Genomic DNA, 20,651 nt, shown 5'->3' with positions numbered 1-20,651 from the left:
TGCATCATACTAGATATAAAAAGTGGAGATGGATACAGGTATGATGCGATTTGAACGGATTGTGATCAAGATTGTGATCATTCAATTGATTCTTTTAATTTGTGCACAAGCTGCGCTGACGAATGCAAATCTGCAGCCCCACATCTCGCGTGTGGTACAATATGAAGGTGTGAATAAGCTGACAATCAGCGAATGGCTTGAAACCTTTAAACAGACAACTATGCAGGATGAATAGACCCTGCATTATTTTTATTTCTTATTTTAACAAGTGCAGCAGGAAGATTCCTGAATACGTATCTAGGAAACTATCAAGGAGGACCTATGGAACAAAATATATCTATTGCAATTGATGGACCTGCAGCAGCAGGCAAAAGCACAGTTGCAAAAATCTTAGCAGAAGACTATTCATATGTTTATATCGACACGGGAGCAATGTATAGAGCTCTTACTTATAAAGCAATTCAGGAGCATGCGGATTTAGAAAACGAAGAGCTTTTGAAAGAAATCCTGTCAGATACAAAAATAGACCTAATTCCAAGCGGAAAAGGACAGCTTGTTTATGTAAATGGGGAAAATGTCACAGAAGTAATTCGTACGCATGAAGTCACAAATTCTGTTTCAATAGTAGCAAAGCATGCTTCTGTCAGAGAAGAAATGGTCAAAAGACAAAAAGACATGGCGAACGGCGGGAGAGTGGTCATGGACGGAAGAGATATCGGCACTCATGTTCTGCCTGAAGCAGAAGTGAAGATATTCTTAAGAGCATCTGTACTTGAACGTGCGAAAAGACGTCATGATGAAAATCTTTCAAAAGGCTTTGAATCAGATTTAGAGCAGCTGAAGCTTGATATTGCAAGAAGGGACAAACTGGATTCTGAACGAGTCATTGCTCCTCTTAAAAAAGCAGATGATGCTGTTGAAATTGATACCACGTCACTGTCTATTACAGGTGTTGTGGAAGAAATCAAAAAAATTGTCAAAGAGAGGCTTTGATGAAAATGAACTTTTATCAATTTGCCAGAGGTGTTGTAGCATCTGTGTTCTTTCCGCTTTACCGGATCGAGGTAAAAGGGAAAGAGCATTTTCCTAAAGAAGGCGCGGTCCTTTTATGTTCGAATCATATTGATAATTTAGATCCTCCTACAGTTGGGATATCAGCTCCAAGGCAAGTGCATTTTATGGCGAAAGAAGAATTGTTTCGAGTCCCTGTCCTAGGGGGTATAGTCAGAAAAGTAGGATCATTCCCTGTTAAAAGAGGCATGAGTGACCGTGAAGCACTAAGAAATGGTTTAAATGTGCTAAAAGACGGAGGCGTTTTGGGATTATTTCCGGAAGGAACTAGAAGCAAAGACGGCCAGCTTGGAAAAGGTCTTGCGGGAGCAGGTTTTTTTGCCCTCAGATCTAATGCTTTAGTAGTGCCCTGTGCGGTCATCGGCACTTATAAGCCATTTAATAAAGTAAAAGTTTTCTTCGGTGAACCTATCAATCTTGATCCTTTAAGAGAAAGAAAAGCAACGGCTGAAGAGGCAACTGAGCTGATCATGTCAAAAATTGCAGAACTTCTCGAAAAACATCGCTCTTAAGAGTCTTACTACTTGACAAAATGTAACATTTATTAGAAGTTAGTAAAAAGAGTATTTTCACTTTATTCTAAAAAGTGATTTCATACATATCCAACTAAGTCGTGGGTTGTGACCAAGGAGGTAATTGGAATGGTTGAAGACATGAATGATGTAGAAGTAAAAACACCGGAAGTTGGTGATATTCTGAAAGGGATCGTTACCAAGGTGGAAGACAAACAGGTAATTGTTGAAATTGACAACGTGAAGCATACGGGTATTATTCCTATAAGTGAACTATCCAGTCTGCACGTTGAAAAAGCTTCTGATGTTGTAAGTGAAAATGAAGAATTGCAGTTAAAAGTGACAAAAGTCGAGGATGAAGCATTAATCCTTTCTAAAAGAGCAATTGACGCAGATCTTGCCTGGGATCAGCTGCAGACTAAATTCGAATCAAAAGAAGTGTTTGAAGCGGAAGTCAAGGATGTTGTTAAGGGAGGCCTCGTGGTTGACCTTGGTGTAAGAGGATTCATCCCTGCATCATTAGTGGAATCTCACTTTGTTGAAGATTTTTCTGACTATAAAGGTAAAACGCTGTCACTGATGGTTGTGGAAATTGACCGCGAGAAAAATCGTGTCATCCTATCCCATCGCGCTGTAGTTGAAAAAGAACACGGCGAAAAGAAACAGCAAAGATTAGATATGATTAAAGCAGGCGAAGTGCTTGAGGGAACGGTTCAGCGTCTGACTGATTTCGGAGCTTTTGTCGATATCGGCGGCATTGACGGGCTGGTTCACATTTCACAGCTTTCACATAATCACGTTGATAAACCGTCTGAAGTTGTAGAAGAAGGACAAAAAGTTCAAGTGAAAGTGTTATCGATTGACCGTGATAACGAAAGAATCTCACTATCTATTAAAGAAACACTTCCTGGACCTTGGGAAAACATTGCTGATAAAGTAAAAGCAGGCGATGTTTTAGACGGCACAGTGAAACGTTTAGTTTCTTTCGGTGCATTTGTAGAAATTCTGCCTGGTGTAGAAGGACTTGTTCACATTTCTCAAATCTCGAATAAGCACATCGGCACACCGCATGAAGTGCTTTCAGAGAATGAAGAAGTAAAAGTGAAGGTATTGGATGTAAATGAAAACGAACAGCGAATTTCCCTGAGTATTAGAGAATTAGAAGGCCCATCTAAAGCCGATGAAGAGGATTACCGCAATTATCAGGCTAAAGAAGAGTCTTCAGGTTTTCAATTAGGCGAAATGATTGGCGATAAATTAAATAAATTGAAATAAACGGTGATGACTGTGAGCAGAGCTAAGCGAAAGATCGACCATATACAACATGCATTAAAAACAGGGCAGCTGAGAGAAAATGGATTTGATGATGTCATGTTTCTGCACCAGAGCTTGCCTGATACTGCTGTTCATCACATTGATCTGCACACTGAAATTGGCGAACTTGTTCTAAGTTCGCCAATTTTTATCAATGCAATGACAGGCGGAGGCGGAACAGAAACCGTCAAAATTAATGAGGCTTTGTCTACCGCCGCTGCTGAGTGCGGAATACCGCTTGCTGTCGGTTCACAAATGTCTGCTATTCGCGATGCTTCAGAAAGGCCTTCTTATGAAGTCGTACGGAAGGTCAATCAAAAGGGATTTCTTTTTGCAAACCTTGGAAGCGAAGCAACGCCGGATCAGGCAAAAACGGCCATTGATATGATCGAGGCAAACGCCATTCAAATTCATTTAAATGTTGTTCAGGAATTAGTGATGCCTGAAGGAGACAGGGATTTCAGCGGTGCTTTAAAAAGAATTTCTGCGATTGCAGAAGCGTCAGAGGTTCCGGTTATCGTAAAAGAAGTCGGATTCGGAATGAACCGAGAAGCTGCCGAAAAGCTGAGAGATGCCGGCGTGGCAGCTATAGACGTCGGAGGCTTCGGCGGAACGAACTTTGCGAAAATTGAAAATGAAAGAAGAAGCAGACTGTTATCTTATTTCAATGACTGGGGAATTCCAACCGCTGTTTCAATTGCCGAACTCAAATCTTCTGTTAATGGCATTTCCATTCTCGGTTCCGGAGGCATACAGAACGCGATGGATATAGCAAAAGCAATTTCTCTCGGCGCATCCAGCGCAGGGATAGCAGGATTCTTTTTGAAAATATTAATTGAAGACGGCTATGATGCTCTTGTTTCAGAAATTAAAAACGTTCAGAATGATTTAAGAATGATTATGACAGCGCTCGGAGCTGGAAGCATCAGTCAACTGCAAAATGCACCGATCATTTTATCGGGTTTGACTCATCATATATTAAATGAGCGCAAGGTTGATACAAAATTCTTCAGCAATCGAATTATTGAAAAATAAGAATCCGCATCCTATTAAAGGGTGCGGATTTTGTTTTGAAAAAAAGGCGCCTTTTTATTAGACGCCTTTTGGTTTGCCTTGAGAAAAACGGGCTGCTTCGCTTTCCTATTTGTTTCGCGCTCTTGATTCCTCAGGGCTCTCTAAAGAAGTGGCTCCTTTGTAATTAAGTGATTGATCTCGGTCAGATTCAACTCTTTTGCTCGCTTTCAGCTTTTTTTCCTGACGGTCACGTCCCATTACATATCCCTCCTTTTACTCCTTTAGTATGACTCAAGCATCCATTCTCCATGAATTCAATTTTGTGATAGAGCATTCTATCATCCAGGAAAAAATTCTAGGTATAAACAGCCCTTTTCAATCAATAAGCGGATTAAAGATCAAAGAATCCACCCATAATGGTAAGAATAGGAGTGAGAATGGTGGAAAATGTCTTTTATTATTGGATTTTGTGGGGGGCTTGGATTATCGCAGCTTTTTTCCTGAAAAAATCTATAAGGCGAACAATGATATCAGCCGTTATTTTAGTATGCATAGCATCTGGAGAAATGTTTATAGAGGTTTCTTCTTTTTCGCTTAGAGTTTCCTTTATCCTGGCTCTATGCATCGGGTATTATTTAGCTTCGGAATGCAAGCGGAAGGTTTATCACTTTTTTTCTGTGATGACGTTAACCAGTGCCTATGCAGGCATACATTTATTCGAAATTTTTGATCCAGTATGGTTTATAGTCGATCGTTTTTTTGTCATTATCAGTGTTATCAGTATATTAGCAATTTATCTGGGGAAAAGTATGCCCGAACGTATAGGGCTTCTGGTCCTCTCCATGAGCCAGGGTGAATTATTGTTCTGGGTTATCCTGGGTAAATTTCATGATGGATTAACAATCGGAACAGCTGATTACTTGAATATGGCTGCGATTGGATGTTTTATCGTATGTGCGTGGACTTATTTAGAACAAATTATGGCGTCATTTAATCAGCAGGCTCAAAAATCAGCAAAGGGGAAGCAGGCTTAATATGAATGAGTATACTTATCCGATTTTATTCGGTGTTGCTTTTGGGGTTATTTCAAGATTGTATATGCTCCGAACAGATTACAGGCAGTACCCTACCTATCTGCACGGTAAAATAATTCATGTTGCTTTGGGATTTATTGCAGCCGGTCTTGGCACAATTGCCATCCCGGCAATAATGGAGGAAGAATTTACGGCGATTACCTTTCTCACGCTTGCTGCTTCGCAATTCAGAGAAGTCAGAAATATGGAACGGAATACTCTGTCAGAGCTGGACGGATATGAGCTTGTTCCCAGAGGCAACACATATATTGAGGGAATTGCCGTTGCCTTTGAAAGCAGAAATTACCTTGTGATTTTTACTTCATTAACGACTACCTTTGCGTATTTAGTTTTTAACATTTGGGCAGCTCTCGCAGCAGGTGTAATATGTCTGATCATTTCAAAAAAACTAATGGCCGGCAGCAAAATGAAGGATATCGTCCAGATTGAATATAAAGAACCTCATTTTGAAGGCGCAGGTTTATATATTGATAACATTTATATAATGAATATTGGGATACCTGAAAAGCAGGAAGCTGTATTGAAATATGGCATGGGCTTTATTTTGACTCCGAAAAATTACAATGCAAGAACGACCATTGCAAATCTTGGCCAAAGACAGGCGATTCTGCACGATGTGTCCACAGCTCTTGGTGTGCATCGCGATTCTGGTGAGCCATCATTGGTTCCGCTTGCTAAACGTGATTTGGATGATGGAAGAGTAGGTGTATTTGTCCTTCCGCAAGGAGGAGACATTGAGCTTGCTAAAACGGTTATTGGAGAAGTTCCTACGCTTGAAAATGCAATTAGAATGCCAAGTGAATCCAAGGCGAATAAAAAAGGCAGGTCTTAAAAAGTGAACACATCACTCGAAAAATATATTCTGGCAGCGGTAACGACAAGCCCTGAGAAAGTAACAGGCGGAACAGCCGTCTTTGTAGTCAAAACAAAAGAAGAAATGGATTTTTACGCAAAAAATCTAGAAGCGATTTTAGATGGAATAGCTCACGGAATTGGCGAAGACCTGTACATTATTGTAAAGCATTGAGTTGTACAACATGCTAAACTCTGCTAATATATAAAAGTTAAGCCCTTCCCGAAAATAGAGAAGGGTTTCTTTCATGAAAAGGGAAAGCTTATAATGTAAGATATGAACTTATATGTTGCCCGCATTAAAATACATAAACTGCAAGTTGAAAGGAAAGATTGCTATGGCTAAACCGGTAATTGCAATCGTCGGCCGACCGAATGTCGGGAAATCGACGATTTTTAATCGAATCGTTGGCGAGCGTGTGTCAATCGTCGAAGATATACCAGGAGTAACAAGAGACAGAATATACAGTTCAGGAGAATGGCTGAACTATCAATTTAACTTAATTGATACAGGTGGAATTGATATTGGAGATGAGCCGTTTTTAGCTCAAATTCGTCAGCAGGCTGAAATTGCGATTGATGAAGCGGATGTTATTATTTTTCTGACAAACGGACGAGAAGGTGTGACCGCTGCAGATGAAGAAGTGGCAAAAATACTCTACCGCAGCAAAAAGCCGGTTGTACTTGCTGTAAACAAAGTGGACAACCCTGAAATGAGAGCCAGCATCTATGATTTCTATGCACTTGGATTTGGAGAGCCGTTCCCAATTTCAGGATCACATGGTCTGGGACTTGGAGATTTGCTTGATGCAGTTGCAGAGCATTTCAAAAATATTGTGACGGAAGAATACGATGATGAAACAATCAAGTTCAGTTTAATCGGACGTCCAAACGTCGGTAAATCTTCGCTTGTGAATGCACTCCTTGGAGAAGACCGTGTAATCGTGAGCAACATTGCAGGTACAACGAGGGACGCAGTTGACACAAGCTACCGGTATGAAGGACAGGATTTCGTTATTATTGATACTGCCGGCATGAGAAAAAAGGGAAAAGTATACGAGTCCACTGAAAAATACAGTGTTCTCCGCGCCCTAAAAGCCATCGATCGTTCAGATGTCGTTCTAGTTGTCATTGACGGGGAAGAAGGCATTATCGAGCAGGATAAAAAAATTGCAGGCTACGCACATGAAGCAGGTCGTGCAGTCGTAATTGTCGTGAATAAATGGGATGCAGTTGAAAAAGATGAAAAAACAATGAAAGATTTCGAAACGAACATTAGAGAGCATTTCTTATTCCTGGACTATGCTCCAATCGTTTTCCTGTCGGCAAAAACGACCCGGCGCATCCATACACTGCTGCCAAAAATCATTCTGGCCAGTGAAAATCACTCTCTGCGTGTTGAAACAAGCGTCTTGAATGATGTCATCATGGATGCTGTAGCGATGAATCCTACGCCTACTGATAAAGGCAAGAGATTGAAAATTTATTATGCTACACAGGTTGCTGTTAAGCCGCCGGCATTTGCTATTTTTGTTAACGAACCTGAATTAATGCATTTTTCATATGAGCGATTCCTGCAAAACAGAATCCGTGATGCATTTGGTTTTGAAGGCACGCCAATTAAGATTTTCGCAAGAGCCAGAAAATAATAGGGGTGAATAGGGATGGAACGAATTGCCGTTCTTGGTGCAGGCAGCTGGGGAACAGCGCTTAGTATTGTACTCGCAGATAATAATCACGAAGTAAGACTATGGGGGCATCGCAAAGAGCTGATTCAGCAAATTAATGAAACACACCGGAATCAAAAATATTTGCCTGATGTAGAGCTTTCAGACGCTATCAAAGGATATACAGATTTAGCTGAAGCACTGAATTCAGTAAATATCGCGGTTTTGGCTGTTCCGACTAAAGCAATAAGAGAAGTTCTTCAGGATGTCATAAAAGTGATCGATCATAAATTGACGATTGTCCATGTTAGCAAAGGAATTGAGCCGGATTCCCTCCTGCGCATATCTGATATTATTAAAGAGGAAGTGCCTGTTAACCTCCTTCAGGATGTAGTGGTTTTATCAGGGCCAAGCCATGCTGAAGAGGTGAGCTTGAGACAGCCGACAACGGTTACATCATCTTCCGATAACCTTGAAGCAGCAGAGCTTATTCAGGATTTATTTATGAATCAGCATTTCAGAGTGTATACAAACCCTGATGTCATAGGAGTTGAGATTGGCGGAGCACTGAAAAATATCATTGCACTTGCAGCAGGTATCACAGACGGTCTCGGTTACGGAGATAATGCCAAAGCAGCTCTTATTACGCGAGGTCTTGCTGAAATAGCGCGTCTAGGCAGTATGATGGGCGGAAATCCGTTAACGTTTTCAGGTCTCACAGGTATAGGTGACTTAATTGTAACTTGTACAAGTGTTCACTCAAGAAACTGGAGAGCAGGTAATTTGCTTGGAAAAGGCCAAAAGCTTGAGGATGTTCTTGAAAATATGGGCATGGTCGTAGAGGGCGTCAGAACGACAAAGGCAGCCTATCAGCTTGCCCAAAAATATGAAGTGAAAATGCCGATTACAGAAGCTCTGTATGATGTCTTATTCAACGATAAAGAAGTAAAAGATGCCGTTGATTCCCTCATGGCCAGAGTGAAAACACACGAAATGGAAGATCTTGTGAATATTAGTGAAAATCGCAGTTGACTCTTGTGGCACAAGGGCCGGGGAATGCATAGAATAGCTTGAGTTTGTGAAAGAATAACAATCTTACTCATGAAACGGACCACTAGGTGCAAATGCGTGAATCACACTAAAGCATTGAATCACATACTTACGTTTCCTCTCTGCCCATTAAAATGGCTTACTTTATCCACAAAAATAGGCATTAGAGGATGCAAATGCTCTGAAATTCGCATAAAATGCATCGTAGTAAATTATGAGTTGCTCTAATCAATGGGTTTCGATTAGTCCGAAGCAAAAACATGGCTGAAGTAAAGCTGCCCCCTCTTTACTTCGGTTTTTTTTGTTATGAAAAGGGATAAGCCGTTGTGTTTATTGGAAGTGCGGTATACATAGAGAAGCAAAGGATCGGCTAAGTTGCTGATTCACCTTTTATGGTAATCAGCTCTTGAGAATTCAGCTAAAATGTACATATTGTCCAGCTCCACCTCCTAACTCCTCGGCCAGAACGGATCAGCCTGAAAAGTCAAACCCGGACTTTCCAGTCTGCTCCTTATCTGTCTGTCGGAGCTAAGCAGTCGGTTCCGCTTTTCTAAGTAAACAGGCGATTCCGCATTTCTTGTGATATAATATTTTTCGGATAATAAGGGGAGGTAAGGGAATGAGTCCAGCGTTGATGAAGATGTGGATTGCTCTCGCTTCAATGGGGTTTATGTTTGTTGCGATTATATCAATCTATTTCAGCAGATTTAAAATGAAAGGGTTTTTAAAAATTGCTTTTGCTGCAATTGCTTATTTTTTTATGATTCTAGCAGGGTTGTTGATTGTATTCGTTGTTTTCAGCGGGCCTGTTAATGAATAAAGAACTTCACTATAAAGGAAGATTTTTATGAAAAAGCTTGCTACTTTGTTACTTGTTTTTTTAATTATGACAATGCTCTCAGGCTGCTTGTATCCTGATCAGGAGCTAAGCCAGAATCAGGTTCCCTATGAAGATCAGATTGCAGGAGTTCAAAATACGGTTGACCGTTTTAAAGAAGATTCCGGAGGACTGCTTCCGATCAAAACAAGAGATATGAAAACGCCTATTTATCAGAAATACCCGGTTGATTTTGCCCAGTTAGTGCCTAAATACATGGCTGAACAGCCTGGAACATCCTATGAAAGCGGCGGAATTTATTTGTATGTGCTTGTTGATGTGGAGGAAAACCCGACGGTAAAACTGATTGACCTCAGAATCTCAGAAGCAATACGTGATCTAAAAACGAGATTAAATGTGTATAAAGCATCGAGCGGCGGCTATCCGCCTTATAAAGAGGTTGTAGCTGAAAACGTGTTTACCCTGGACTACAAGAAGCTTGGCTATGAGGAAGCACCTCATGCTGTAAGCCCTTATTCGGGCGAAACACTGCCTTTTGTCATTGATAATACAGGGGAAGTATACGTTGATTACCGCATTGATTTGTACAAAGCACTAAGTGAAAAGAAAAATGCAGCCGCAAAAGGTGAAGACATACGCAATCTCCTGATCGAGGATTCTCCGTTTGTACCTGCATTTTCATTGCCTTATACAGTCAATGAAAAAAATGAACCTGTCTTTTTAGATAAATAAGTCATGAACCCTTCTTAAGAGAAATAAACTCTGAAAGAAGGGTTTTTCATTTTTTAAAATCATATAAGAAAAATGAAATGAAAAAAATTTCAGATCACTGTCATAAATAAATAGGACAACGTCATAAATATATAGTGTCCTAAAACACGAAGAAGCAGACGGTCAATAACCCAAGAAGCCTATGATCGGGAGGGGATCACTTGGAAAAGGTAGATATTTTTAAAGATATCGCAGAGCGCACTGGCGGCGATATCTATCTCGGAGTAGTGGGAGCAGTAAGAACAGGCAAATCTACTTTTATCAAAAAGTTCATGGAGCAAGTCGTGCTTCCGAATATTGATAATGAAGCAGATAAGGCACGTGCGCAGGATGAGCTGCCGCAAAGTGCTGCTGGAAAAACCATCATGACGACAGAGCCTAAATTTGTTCCGAATCAAGCGGTTTCAATCCATGTTGAAGAGGGACTTGACGTCAATATTAGATTGGTAGATTGCGTTGGTTATACAGTACCTGGAGCAAAAGGGTATGAAGACGAAAATGGACCGAGAATGATCAATACTCCGTGGTATGAGGAGCCGATTCCTTTCCATGAAGCGGCTGAGATCGGCACCCGCAAGGTGATTCAGGAGCATTCAACTATCGGTGTCGTCATTACGACAGACGGCTCAATTGGCGAAATCCCAAGAAGAGATTATATTGATGCTGAAGAACGGGTCATCGAGGAATTAAAGGAAGTCGGAAAGCCTTTCATTATGATTATTAATACGGTTCAGCCGTATCATCCTGAAACAGAAACACTCCGCAGACAGCTCAGTGAAAAATATGACATTCCGGTCCTTGCGATGAGTGTGGAAAGTATCCGCGAGACAGATGTCATGAACGTTCTCCGTGAAGCGCTGTATGAATTCCCGGTGCTTGAGGTAAATGTGAATCTGCCTAGCTGGGTAATGGTTCTCCGCGACAATCACTGGCTGCGGGAAAGCTATCAGGAAGCAGTCAAAGACACGGTTCAGGATATTAAAAGGCTACGAGATGTTGATCGAGTGGTAGGATATTTCAGTGAATATGATTTCATTGACCGGGCAAGCCTTGCAGGCATTGAAATGGGGCAGGGCATTGCTGAAATTGACCTGTATGCGCCTGATGATTTATATGATCAAATTTTAAAAGAGGTTGTTGGAGTAGAAATCCGGGGGAAAGATCACTTGCTGCAGCTTATGCAGGACTTTGCTTATGCGAAAGCGGAATATGATCAAGTATCGGATGCACTTAGAATGGTAAAACAAACTGGCTATGGCATTGCAGCGCCTGCACTCAGCGACATGAGCCTTGATGAGCCGGAAATTATCAGGCAGGGTGCAAGATTCGGAGTTCGGTTAAAAGCTGTGGCCCCATCGATTCATATGATTAAAGTGGATGTGGAGTCAGAGTTTGCTCCAATTATCGGAACAGAAAAACAAAGTGAAGAACTGGTTCGATACTTGATGCAGGATTTTGAAGATAACCCGCTGTCGATCTGGAATTCCGATATCTTCGGACGCAGTCTGAGTTCAATCGTAAGAGAAGGAATTCAGGCAAAACTTTCATTAATGCCTGAAAATGCCAGATATAAGCTGAAAGAAACGCTTGAACGCATTATTAACGAAGGATCTGGCGGTTTAATCGCGATTATCCTATAGAATAGGCAAGAGAACAGATGACCACAAAAAAAGTGGTCATCTTTTGTCTTTAAAAATAGTTTTCAATTCAATGACAAACAGCTTACAAAATTTTATTTTAATAAAATTAATGTTTACTTCTTTCTCAATATGTATTAGTGTTTTTAATAAGTTTTACATATTTCAAAATAATATTTGCATCTTCTATTATTTTTTTGTAAAATAAGTTCCGGGCGGGAATGCACGTTCGCTGAAAGCACCTTCACTTATTGATTTATATAGGTTTTATAAAGGTTTCTCCTTGCTTAGCGAAAAAGGATATGTTAATCTACTATCAGAAATTATTTTCTGTATTGGTCGATTCTTCCTAGAAACCCAATATTCATGCGGAAAATCATTGAATTATAGCCGTTAATCGTATAAGATTAGCGTGTTAACAGTAAAATGCTTATCTATCATGTATAGATTCTGCATAATCTGTGAAGAAATGAAAATAACAGAATGCTTTTATTGCTTAACAATCAATCTTTGGGAGGAGGTGAAAGGCATGAATAAAACAGAACTTATCAACGCGGTAGCAGAAGCTAGCGAATTATCAAAAAAAGATGCAACGAAAGCTGTTGATGCTGTTTTCGATACACTTTTGGATGCACTTAAAAACGGTGATAAAGTACAATTGATCGGTTTTGGTAACTTCGAAGTACGTGAGCGTGCGGCTCGTAAAGGACGCAACCCACAAACTGGCGAAGAAATCGAAATCGCAGCAAGCAAAGTGCCTGCGTTCAAACCAGGTAAAGCTCTTAAAGACGCTGTTGCTGGAAAATAATGTGCTCTTACCCGTGTATGATGCATAAATTACATACACAATGCTATGGATAGCCCCTTTTATAGGGGCTTTTCCTTTGTTTTGGCACAAATTGCAGACATGAGCCTGACATCCTCTCTCTTATAAACTTCACAAGATACATCATTCTTTGCTTTTAATCTCTTACCTATGCTAGAATCTGTATCAAATATATTGTTTTTTAGGAGGATATTTATGGGGCAAATCAATACAAAGCAGATCGAAGAGGCGGTAAGGCTCATACTTGAGGCGATCGGGGAAGATCCAAATCGCGAAGGGCTTCTTGATACTCCCAAACGTGTTGCTAAAATGTATGCCGAAGTATTCTCTGGACTTAGCGAAGATCCAAAAGAACATTTTAAAACGGTGTTCGGAGAAGACCATGAAGAACTAGTGTTAGTCAAGGATATTCCATTTTATTCGATGTGTGAGCATCACCTGGTACCGTTTTTTGGAAAGGCTCACATTGCATACATACCAAAAGGCGGAAAAGTAACAGGGCTGAGCAAGCTTGCCAGAGCTGTGGAAGCAGTTTGCAGAAGGCCTCAGCTTCAAGAGAGAATTACCTCGACGATTGCAGAGAGCATTGTTGATTCTCTAGAACCGCATGGCGTAATGGTGGTTGTAGAGGCTGAACATATGTGCATGACAATGCGCGGAGTCAAAAAGCCGGGAAGCAAAACGATCACATCCGCTGTCAGAGGTGTTTTTGTTAAAGATCCTGCAGCAAGAGCTGAAGTATTATCATTTATTAAAGAATAAGGGTTCGGGGGTGAACATATGAAAGACAACACAAATGATTTTTTAGTGATAAAAGCAGTAGAGGATGGAGTGAATGTCATCGGTCTGACCCGCGGATCGGATACTAGATTTCATCATTCAGAGAAGCTGGATAAAGGCGAGGTAATGATTGCCCAATTTACAGAACACACATCTGCTATTAAGATAAGAGGGAAAGCCATTATTCAAACAAGCTACGGAGAAATAGAAAGCGACTCCAGAAGATAATTTTCTGAGGGCTGCAGATATGGTATAATGAGTAGTATTCAGCTGTAAATGTTTGTTGCTGTTGCTGGCTTTTTCGAAAAAATATCTATTTACATGGGGACAAGGGTGATTCATTTGCAAGACATCTATGTACAAATGGCTAAGATAAAAGACGCGTTACACTTAAAGCTCACTCATCCATACTTAGCAAAATATATACCTTCTCCTGTTATTGATGAAGATAAACTGCTCCTCTTCTATGCTTTGTTCGATCAGATTGATCTTCCAGATGAAAAAAAAGAGAACTACATAATTACAGCGATGCTTGTGCAAATTGCCCTTGATACTCATGATGAAGTATCCACTTCCGTTCATTTAAAGCAAGAAGAGTTCATGCAAAGACAGCTCATTGTTCTTGCAGGAGACTACTTCAGCGCTCTGTATTACGCGTTATTATCAGAAATGCAGGACATTGGAATGATTCGAACGTTAGCAACGGCAATAAAAGAGATTAACGAACATAAAATTCGCCTGTACGAAGAGACTGTAAGTGATTTTGATTCATTCGTTGCAAGTATAATAAAAGTAGAAACAGCTCTTTTTCAGCATGTTTCTGATTATTTTCAGGCAGGATTATTCTCTAAGCTGACGACTAAATTTCTGTCTTACAAACGGCTGACGCTTGAGAAAAACAGATACAGCGCAGAGTCCTTATCCATCATGAAAAATTTGGAGAAAAAAAAGAAAAATATCGGCACAATCGAATTTACCGGTGTGTATTTAAAAGAGTTCTGCAACCGTTATTTTGAAGAGACAGCCGACCTTTTAGAAAGCTGTTTTCAGCAGCCGTCTTCTCTGCAGAAAGTCTTATTAGCAAGATTGCAATCATTCAAGTACAATCAAGATATAAGGTATACTACGCTCGCGGAAGAAGGTTTATGAAATGCAGCAGTCGAAAGAGGAAAGAGTTCATTCTGTATTTGAAAAAATATATAAAAACTACGATAAGATGAATTCGGTTATCAGTTTTCAGCGCCATATTGCCTGGCGCCGGGAAACAATGAAACGAATGAATGTCAAACAAGGTTCGATTGCCCTGGACGTTTGCTGCGGTACAGCTGACTGGACAATTGCTATGGCTGATGCAGTTGGGGAGAAGGGCAGAGCAGTTGGACTTGATTTCAGCAACAATATGCTGAAGATTGGCAGAGAGAAAATAAAAAATTACTCCAATATTGAATTAGTTCACGGCAATGCCATGGAACTTCCATTTGAAGATGATACGTTTGATTATGTTACGATTGGATTTGGACTTCGGAATGTTCCTGACTATATGACTGTGCTTAAGGAAATGCACCGTGTTGTAAAGCCAGGCGGAAAAGTAGTCTGCCTTGAAACCTCACAGCCGACCATGATCGGATTTAAGCAGCTTTACTATGGTTACTTCCGATTTGTGATGCCTGTTTTTGGAAAACTGTTTGCTAAAAGCTATAATGAATATTCATGGCTGCAGGAATCAGCAAGGGATTTTCCCGGAATGAGGGAACTTGCACAAATGTTCAGAGATGCTGGTTTAAAAGATGTGGAAGTGAAGCCATTTACAGGCGGAGTAGCGGCTATGCATCTCGGCTGTAAATGATTTAGGCACTTATTTTAGCTTTGTTTATAGTTCTGACGGTCTGCTTCTATAATGGAAAGACTTCGGACATATTCATGCATGAATCACAACAATATTATGAAACAGCCATGTTTTAAAAATGCGAGTATTTAGGTGAATTGAATGAAATTTAAAATGGTGTATTCGTTCTTAAATGCAGATCTTGATCTGATTGAACAGGAACTTGAAAAAACGGTAAGCTCAACAGAGCCTCTGCTCAGCGAGGCGGGGCTTCACCTTCTTCAGGCAGGGGGAAAGCGCATCCGCCCTGTTTTTGTATTGCTTTCCGCCATGTTTGGCGAATATGATATCGATAAAGTAAAAAAAGTGGCCATCGCTCTAGAAATTATTCATATGGCATCTTTAGTGCATGATGATGTGATTGACGACGCCGAGCTCAGACGCGGGAAACCGACAATAAAAGCAAAGTGGGATAACCGCATTGCAATGTATACAGGGGATTACTTATTTGCAAGATCTCTTGAGATTATGACATCTTTAGAAAATATTGCGGCTCATCAGATCCTCTCAAAAACGATTGTTGAAGTTTCGCTTGGTGAAATAGAACAAATAAAAGACAAGTATGATTTTGACCAGAATCTGCGTGTTTATTTAAGACGCATAAAACGGAAAACTGCGTTATTGATTGCTGCCAGCTGTCAGCTTGGAGCGATTGCCGGCGGTGTTCCTGAATCCATACATAAAAAATTATTTCTTTTCGGCTATTATGTAGGAATGTCCTTTCAAATTACAGACGATATTCTCGATTTTACCTCTACAGAAGAAGAGCTTGGAAAGCCAGTTGGCGGAGACTTGCTTCAGGGCAACATTACCCTTCCCGTTCTTTATGCAATGGAAAATCCCGAGTTAAAAAAGAAAATCAGCAAGGTAACTAGTGATGCGACCCATGCGGAAATGGCGGACATTATTGATGCCATCTCAACTTCCGATGCAATTGAGCGGTCCATCCAAGTAAGTGACATGTATCTTCAGAAAGGGTTCAGCATTTTAAACCAATTGCCGAAAAATAGAGCTAGATCTGCCTTAACCAATATTGCAAAATATATTGGAAAAAGAAAATTTTAAATTCCCCTGCCCCATACGATTGCGAAAAGAGTGAAAAAATGATACGATTTCCATGGGGCATGAAAGCCCATACATAACAATCGCGGGGTGGAGAAATTAAGATGGAAAAAACATTTATGATGGTTAAACCTGATGGCGTTCAGCGTCAGCTTATCGGAAAAATTATTTCAAGATTCGAAAGTAAGGGTTTACATTTAGTTGGGGCAAAATTAATGCAAATCCCAGTTGGACTCGCAGAGCAGCATTACGGAGAACACAACGGGAAGCCGTTCTTTGGGGAACTTGTTGATTTTATAACTTCCGGACCAGTTTTCGCTATGGTATGGGAAGGGGAAAATGTGATTGAGATCTCACGCACAATGATGGGGAAAACAAAACCAGCCGAAGCATTGCCGGGTACAATCAGAGGCGACTATGGTTTATTCGTCGGGAAAAACATTATCCACGGTTCCGATTCACCTGAGAGTGCAGAGCGCGAAATTAACCTTTTCTTCAATCAAGAAGAATTAGTAGAATACGACAAAGATATTCATAATTGGATTTATTAATCCGCATAAAGCCAGCAGAGATGCTGGCTTTTCCCATATTCAAATATCCCTCCTTTTAAAACTTTTCTCGCGAATCTATATAAGTTTTCAGATTTTTTTATCTGTACCTCACAAGAATCTAACAATTTCCGATATACTGTACATAGGGGAATTTCCGCAGGAGAGTTGAGAAAGATGGATTATATTCAATTTCAGAAAGAGTTTAAAAAGTTAACAGGAATAGATCTTGCCTTTTATAAAGAGGCACAAATGAAAAGAAGAATCACCTCTCTTTATTTGAAAAGGGGATATAAGGATTTTAAAGAGTATTATTCAGCAATAAAAAGAGAGAAGTCACTGCTCTATGAGCTTTTGGACAGAATAACGATTAACGTAACAGAGTTTTTTAGAAATAAAAAGCGCTGGGATCTTTTAGAGACTGAATTGCTGCCTGCTATGCTAAACCGATCCCGCCCGCTGAAAATATGGAGTGCAGCCTGTTCAACCGGTGAAGAACCTTATACGATAGCGATGATTCTGTCAAAATATTTGCCATTTCGGTCTATTCATATCCTGGCGACAGATCTAGATGAAAATGTCATAGCGAGAGCAAAGCTTGGAATTTATCCCGAAAGAAGCCTTTCTGAGCTGCCGGAAGAGATGAAACGCAAATATTTTGCTCAGGATGGGGCAGGCTATCAAATTAGTAAAGAAATTATTGAGACGGTAAAATTTAAAAAACACAATCTGCTCTCAGACCCTTTTGAAAACGAATTTGATTTAATCGTTTGCCGAAATGTGCTGATTTATTTTACAGAAGAAGCAAAAAATTTGCTCTATCACAAGTTTTCAAAAGCTTTAAAAAACAGGGGAATCTTTTTTATAGGGAGTACAGAACAAATTTTCTGCAGTCATCAATATGACCTTGAATCAGCAGGAACTTTTTTTTACAGGAAAATACAGCTGTAAACTTTCTATTCAATTTTTCATACATATGGTATAGTGTTACTTAAAAGCGTTAGTGCGCTGAAGGGAGAGCTTTAGATGAGATACTTAACAGCAGGAGAATCACATGGACCGCAGTTAACCGCTATTGTTGAAGGAGTGCCGGCGGGGCTGTCAATTACTGCAGAGGATATTAACCTCGATCTTTCGCGCAGACAAAAGGGACATGGCAGAGGAAGAAGAATGCAGATTGAGAAGGACGAGGTTCAGATTACAAGCGGAATCCGTCATGGAAAAGCACTCGGCTCTCCAATCGCACTTGTAGTTGAAAATAATGATTGGAAACATTGGACGAATATTATGGGCATAGAGCCTTTAGAAGATGGCGAAGAAAAAGATATTAAACGCCAGATTACCCGCCCGCGGCCTGGTCATGCCGATTTAAACGGCGCCATCAAATATGGTCACCGTGATATACGCAACGTGCTTGAGCGATCTTCTGCGCGTGAAACAACTGTAAGAGTTGCGGTAGGCGCAGTAGCAAAGAAATTATTGGCAGAACTTGGCATTAAAGTGGCAGGTCATGTAGTGGAAATAGGATCCATAAAAGCTGAAAAAACAGAGTATTCTTCAATAGAAGAGTTACAGCGGGTCACAGAGGAATCACCTGTTCGCTGCCTGGATGAGAATGCTGCAGTGAAAATGATGCAGGCCATTGATGATGCAAAAAGCAACGGCGATTCTATTGGCGGTGTTGTGGAAGTCATTGTTGAAGGAATGCCTGCAGGCGTAGGAAGCTACGTTCATTACGACCGCAAGCTTGATTCGAAAATTGCAGCAGCCATCGTAAGCATCAATGCTTTTAAAGGTGTTGAATTTGGTATTGGCTTTGAAGCAGCCCGAAGATTTGGCAGTGAAGTACATGACGAAATTATTTGGAGTGAAGAGACAGGATACTCCCGTAAAACAAATCGTTTAGGCGGTTTAGAAGGCGGAATGTCTACTGGCATGCCGATTGTGGTCAGAGGGGTCATGAAGCCGATACCAACTCTTTATAAACCGCTTCAAAGTGTGGATATTGAAACGAAAGAACCATTTTCAGCAAGTATTGAACGTTCTGACAGCTGTGCAGTCCCGGCTGCAAGTGTTGTCGCTGAAGCAGTTGTGGCATGGGAAATTGCAAATGCGATTCTTGAACAATTCGGTTCAGACCGGATGGATTCGATTCGTGAGCACGTTCAGGAAATGCGCGAGTATGCGAGGAAGTTCTAATGAAGAATTTGCTTATTGAAACTGCATCCGGATCATATCCTGTTTCAGTAGGAAGAAATATCATTGAAACAAAGCTGGTTGAGCAAATTGGGGAAATTAAGCCTACAAGCATCCTGATTATTGCTGATTCAGCTGTTCAAAGCCTGTATGGTAAACAGCTGCTGAATTTACTGAGGAGTTCTTACAAGACGGAAGTCTACATTGTACCTAGCGGGGAAGAATATAAATCATTTGAATCTTATTATAATATTCAATCATTCGCTCTTAAACTTGGACTTGACCGGAAATCTCTCATTCTTGCATTCGGCGGAGGAGTCATCGGTGACTTGGCTGGTTTTGCTGCTGCAACATACATGAGAGGCATCCCGTTTATTCAGCTTCCGACTACTCTGCTTGCACACGATAGTGCCGTTGGAGGAAAAGTCGCCATTAACCATCCAGAAGGAAAGAATATGATCGGTGCGTTTTATCAGCCCCGTGCGGTCATTTATGATTTGGCTTTTTTATCAACATTGCCAGGTCATGAGCTTCGTTCTGGCTTTGCTGAAGTAATTAAGCATGGACTGATTGGAAATGCTGATTTCTATCATTGGCTGACTGCTGAAATTTCTGTTCTTAATGATCTAATTGATGAAAAACTTCAGCATCTAATTATTGAAGGTATTCGTGTAAAAGCGGCAGTCGTAAAAGAAGATGAAAAGGAAACTGGTGTGAGAGCTCATTTGAACTTTGGCCATACCCTGGGACATGCGATTGAAGCAGAAGCAGGATATGGAAAGATCAGCCACGGTGATGGTGTTGCCATAGGTATGCTTTTTGCGATTTGGCTAAGCGGAAGAGTTTATAAATTGAATCTTCCTTATGAAAAAATCAAAAAGTGGTTTAAAGAATTAGGCTTTCCGGTTGAAGTTCCGGAAAACTTATCTACTGATGCGTTAATCAGCAGAATGCTAAAAGATAAAAAGTCGCATTCCGGAACGATCACAATGGTTTTGTTAAGAACGATCGGAGCACCAGAAATTTCTCCTTTCGAAAGAGATCAATTAAAATACTTGCTAGAAACATGGAGACAGGGGGGATCAGTTTGATTCGTGCAATTAGAGGGGCTGCAACAGTTGAACTTAATGATGAAGCTTTAATCATCAAAGCAACTGAAGCTCTGGTTTTAGAAATGATTGAAAAAAACAATGTAGATCCTGAAGATGTCGCATCTGTCCTGCTCTCAATGACAGGGGATTTAGATGCGGTGTTTCCAGCAAAAGCTCTGCGAAACTTTGATGGCTGGGAATATGTCCCTGTCATGTGCATGCAGGAAATCCCTGTAGCAGGAAGTCTTGAAAAGTGCATCAGGGTCATGATGACAGTGCAGACCGGCCTAAAACAAAAAGAAGTAAAGCATGTTTATCAGGGGAAAGCGATTGTGTTAAGACCTGATTTAACAGATGAAAGAATAAAATCAGCATTTAAATGAGTGCCCCTAGATCAGTTTATCTGTTAACTATGATGAGCATAAATGTCCCTTCGGAGGCAC

General features: G+C 40.5%; 25 protein-coding genes. 24 read left to right on the top strand and 1 reads right to left on the bottom strand.

Annotated elements, in window-relative coordinates; genetic code table 11:
* Positions 1-40: 40 nt before the first annotated feature.
* The 5 genes from K8L98_RS16600 (at position 41) to fni (ending at position 3,932) form a co-directional block, all read left to right on the top strand.
* Positions 41-235, top strand: a complete 195-nt coding sequence (locus tag K8L98_RS16600) for a DUF5359 family protein (RefSeq protein WP_223436331.1) — start codon at positions 41-43, stop codon at positions 233-235.
* Between the two features lie 86 nt (positions 236-321).
* Positions 322-993 (top strand): (d)CMP kinase, encoded by a 672-nt coding sequence (gene cmk / locus K8L98_RS16595; protein ID WP_223436329.1) that lies wholly within the window; start codon positions 322-324, stop codon positions 991-993.
* 5 nt (positions 994-998) lie between these two features.
* Entirely contained in the window at positions 999-1,583 is a 585-nt protein-coding gene (locus K8L98_RS16590; protein ID WP_223443524.1) for a lysophospholipid acyltransferase family protein, read from the top strand.
* A gap of 129 nt (positions 1,584-1,712) precedes the next feature.
* On the top strand, positions 1,713-2,858 hold the full coding sequence (gene rpsA / locus K8L98_RS16585; RefSeq protein WP_223436327.1) for a 30S ribosomal protein S1: 1,146 nt from the start codon (positions 1,713-1,715) through the stop codon (positions 2,856-2,858).
* Between the two features lie 12 nt (positions 2,859-2,870).
* Positions 2,871-3,932 carry a type 2 isopentenyl-diphosphate Delta-isomerase gene (gene fni / locus K8L98_RS16580; RefSeq protein ID WP_223436325.1) on the top strand — a complete coding sequence of 354 codons (1,062 nt, stop codon included), beginning with the start codon at positions 2,871-2,873 and terminating at the stop codon, positions 3,930-3,932.
* 105 nt (positions 3,933-4,037) lie between these two features.
* On the opposite strand, the gene K8L98_RS16575 is transcribed toward fni, so the two are convergent.
* A complete protein-coding gene (locus K8L98_RS16575) occupies positions 4,038-4,169 on the bottom strand; it encodes a YpzI family protein (protein ID WP_223436322.1) in 132 nt (43 codons plus the stop codon).
* A gap of 182 nt (positions 4,170-4,351) precedes the next feature.
* On the opposite strand from K8L98_RS16575, the gene K8L98_RS16570 reads away from it, so the two are divergent.
* From K8L98_RS16570 to aroH, 19 genes are all read left to right on the top strand, one after another.
* Positions 4,352-4,945 (top strand): YphA family membrane protein, encoded by a 594-nt coding sequence (locus K8L98_RS16570; protein WP_223436319.1) that lies wholly within the window; start codon positions 4,352-4,354, stop codon positions 4,943-4,945.
* A 1-nt stretch (position 4,946) separates the two neighbouring features.
* The gene (locus K8L98_RS16565; RefSeq protein WP_223436317.1) at positions 4,947-5,837 is read left to right on the top strand and encodes a YIEGIA family protein; all 891 of its coding nucleotides are present in this window, start codon (positions 4,947-4,949) and stop codon (positions 5,835-5,837) included.
* Positions 5,838-5,840: 3 nt separating this feature from the next.
* Positions 5,841-6,032 carry a capping complex subunit for YIEGIA gene (locus K8L98_RS16560; protein ID WP_223436315.1) on the top strand — a complete coding sequence of 64 codons (192 nt, stop codon included), beginning with the start codon at positions 5,841-5,843 and terminating at the stop codon, positions 6,030-6,032.
* A 163-nt stretch (positions 6,033-6,195) separates the two neighbouring features.
* Positions 6,196-7,506, top strand: a complete 1,311-nt coding sequence (gene der, locus K8L98_RS16555) for a ribosome biogenesis GTPase Der (protein WP_223436313.1) — start codon at positions 6,196-6,198, stop codon at positions 7,504-7,506.
* Positions 7,507-7,521: 15 nt separating this feature from the next.
* Entirely contained in the window at positions 7,522-8,556 is a 1,035-nt protein-coding gene (locus K8L98_RS16550) for an NAD(P)H-dependent glycerol-3-phosphate dehydrogenase (RefSeq protein ID WP_223436311.1), read from the top strand.
* A 637-nt stretch (positions 8,557-9,193) separates the two neighbouring features.
* Positions 9,194-9,394 (top strand): DUF2768 domain-containing protein, encoded by a 201-nt coding sequence (locus K8L98_RS16545; protein WP_223436309.1) that lies wholly within the window; start codon positions 9,194-9,196, stop codon positions 9,392-9,394.
* Between the two features lie 27 nt (positions 9,395-9,421).
* A complete protein-coding gene (locus K8L98_RS16540; RefSeq protein WP_223436306.1) occupies positions 9,422-10,144 on the top strand; it encodes a hypothetical protein in 723 nt (240 codons plus the stop codon).
* A gap of 200 nt (positions 10,145-10,344) precedes the next feature.
* Positions 10,345-11,823 (top strand): stage IV sporulation protein A, encoded by a 1,479-nt coding sequence (gene spoIVA, locus K8L98_RS16535; protein WP_223436304.1) that lies wholly within the window; start codon positions 10,345-10,347, stop codon positions 11,821-11,823.
* Between the two features lie 526 nt (positions 11,824-12,349).
* On the top strand, positions 12,350-12,628 hold the full coding sequence (gene hbs / locus K8L98_RS16530) for a non-specific DNA-binding protein Hbs (protein ID WP_029280242.1): 279 nt from the start codon (positions 12,350-12,352) through the stop codon (positions 12,626-12,628).
* 213 nt (positions 12,629-12,841) lie between these two features.
* Positions 12,842-13,408: a GTP cyclohydrolase I FolE gene (gene folE / locus K8L98_RS16525; RefSeq protein ID WP_223436302.1), complete on the top strand. Its 567-nt coding sequence runs from the start codon at positions 12,842-12,844 to the stop codon at positions 13,406-13,408.
* Positions 13,409-13,426: 18 nt separating this feature from the next.
* Positions 13,427-13,654 (top strand): trp RNA-binding attenuation protein MtrB, encoded by a 228-nt coding sequence (gene mtrB / locus K8L98_RS16520; RefSeq protein ID WP_133310347.1) that lies wholly within the window; start codon positions 13,427-13,429, stop codon positions 13,652-13,654.
* A gap of 114 nt (positions 13,655-13,768) precedes the next feature.
* Positions 13,769-14,575 (top strand): heptaprenyl diphosphate synthase component 1, encoded by an 807-nt coding sequence (locus K8L98_RS16515; RefSeq protein WP_223443522.1) that lies wholly within the window; start codon positions 13,769-13,771, stop codon positions 14,573-14,575.
* Position 14,576: 1 nt separating this feature from the next.
* Positions 14,577-15,272 (top strand): demethylmenaquinone methyltransferase, encoded by a 696-nt coding sequence (locus tag K8L98_RS16510; protein ID WP_223436300.1) that lies wholly within the window; start codon positions 14,577-14,579, stop codon positions 15,270-15,272.
* 141 nt (positions 15,273-15,413) lie between these two features.
* Positions 15,414-16,376, top strand: a complete 963-nt coding sequence (gene hepT, locus K8L98_RS16505; RefSeq protein ID WP_223436298.1) for a heptaprenyl diphosphate synthase component II — start codon at positions 15,414-15,416, stop codon at positions 16,374-16,376.
* Between the two features lie 101 nt (positions 16,377-16,477).
* Positions 16,478-16,924: a nucleoside-diphosphate kinase gene (ndk, locus tag K8L98_RS16500; protein ID WP_223436297.1), complete on the top strand. Its 447-nt coding sequence runs from the start codon at positions 16,478-16,480 to the stop codon at positions 16,922-16,924.
* 174 nt (positions 16,925-17,098) lie between these two features.
* On the top strand, positions 17,099-17,872 hold the full coding sequence (locus K8L98_RS16495) for a CheR family methyltransferase (protein WP_223436295.1): 774 nt from the start codon (positions 17,099-17,101) through the stop codon (positions 17,870-17,872).
* Positions 17,873-17,947: 75 nt separating this feature from the next.
* Positions 17,948-19,120 carry a chorismate synthase gene (gene aroC, locus K8L98_RS16490; protein ID WP_223436293.1) on the top strand — a complete coding sequence of 391 codons (1,173 nt, stop codon included), beginning with the start codon at positions 17,948-17,950 and terminating at the stop codon, positions 19,118-19,120.
* Positions 19,120-20,208, top strand: a complete 1,089-nt coding sequence (gene aroB, locus K8L98_RS16485; RefSeq protein WP_223436291.1) for a 3-dehydroquinate synthase — start codon at positions 19,120-19,122, stop codon at positions 20,206-20,208. Before aroC ends, aroB begins: the two co-directional genes overlap by 1 nt.
* Entirely contained in the window at positions 20,205-20,591 is a 387-nt protein-coding gene (gene aroH, locus K8L98_RS16480) for a chorismate mutase (protein WP_223436288.1), read from the top strand. The genes aroB and aroH overlap by 4 nt, the downstream gene beginning before the upstream one ends.
* Positions 20,592-20,651: the final 60 nt, after the last annotated feature.

This window comes from Metabacillus dongyingensis (genome assembly GCF_019933155.2).
Taxonomy (GTDB): Bacteria; Bacillota; Bacilli; order Bacillales; family Bacillaceae; genus Bacillus_P; species Bacillus_P dongyingensis.
The sequence above is the reverse complement of the archived record's forward strand: the minus strand, read 5'-3'. Positions and strand labels throughout refer to the sequence as shown.

Bases quoted from the DNA above. Each gene is read 5' to 3' on its own strand.
- K8L98_RS16540 (WP_223436306.1), top strand. From the start codon at position 9,422: ATGAAAAAGCTTGCTACTTTGTTACTTGTTTTTTTAATTATGACAATG.
- hbs (WP_029280242.1), top strand. From the start codon at position 12,350: ATGAATAAAACAGAACTTATCAACGCGGTAGCAGAAGCTAGCGAATTA.
- folE (WP_223436302.1), top strand. From the start codon at position 12,842: ATGGGGCAAATCAATACAAAGCAGATCGAAGAGGCGGTAAGGCTCATA.
- K8L98_RS16590 (WP_223443524.1), top strand. From the start codon at position 999: ATGAACTTTTATCAATTTGCCAGAGGTGTTGTAGCATCTGTGTTCTTT.
- K8L98_RS16510 (WP_223436300.1), top strand. From the start codon at position 14,577: ATGCAGCAGTCGAAAGAGGAAAGAGTTCATTCTGTATTTGAAAAAATA.
- K8L98_RS16495 (WP_223436295.1), top strand. From the start codon at position 17,099: ATGGATTATATTCAATTTCAGAAAGAGTTTAAAAAGTTAACAGGAATA.
- mtrB (WP_133310347.1), top strand. From the start codon at position 13,427: ATGAAAGACAACACAAATGATTTTTTAGTGATAAAAGCAGTAGAGGAT.
- cmk (WP_223436329.1), top strand. From the start codon at position 322: ATGGAACAAAATATATCTATTGCAATTGATGGACCTGCAGCAGCAGGC.
- hepT (WP_223436298.1), top strand. From the start codon at position 15,414: ATGAAATTTAAAATGGTGTATTCGTTCTTAAATGCAGATCTTGATCTG.
- K8L98_RS16545 (WP_223436309.1), top strand. From the start codon at position 9,194: ATGAGTCCAGCGTTGATGAAGATGTGGATTGCTCTCGCTTCAATGGGG.
- K8L98_RS16550 (WP_223436311.1), top strand. From the start codon at position 7,522: ATGGAACGAATTGCCGTTCTTGGTGCAGGCAGCTGGGGAACAGCGCTT.
- aroB (WP_223436291.1), top strand. From the start codon at position 19,120: ATGAAGAATTTGCTTATTGAAACTGCATCCGGATCATATCCTGTTTCA.
- der (WP_223436313.1), top strand. From the start codon at position 6,196: ATGGCTAAACCGGTAATTGCAATCGTCGGCCGACCGAATGTCGGGAAA.
- K8L98_RS16565 (WP_223436317.1), top strand. From the start codon at position 4,947: ATGAATGAGTATACTTATCCGATTTTATTCGGTGTTGCTTTTGGGGTT.
- K8L98_RS16575 (WP_223436322.1), bottom strand. From the start codon at position 4,169: ATGGGACGTGACCGTCAGGAAAAAAAGCTGAAAGCGAGCAAAAGAGTT.
- aroC (WP_223436293.1), top strand. From the start codon at position 17,948: ATGAGATACTTAACAGCAGGAGAATCACATGGACCGCAGTTAACCGCT.
- rpsA (WP_223436327.1), top strand. From the start codon at position 1,713: ATGGTTGAAGACATGAATGATGTAGAAGTAAAAACACCGGAAGTTGGT.
- K8L98_RS16600 (WP_223436331.1), top strand. From the start codon at position 41: ATGATGCGATTTGAACGGATTGTGATCAAGATTGTGATCATTCAATTG.
- ndk (WP_223436297.1), top strand. From the start codon at position 16,478: ATGGAAAAAACATTTATGATGGTTAAACCTGATGGCGTTCAGCGTCAG.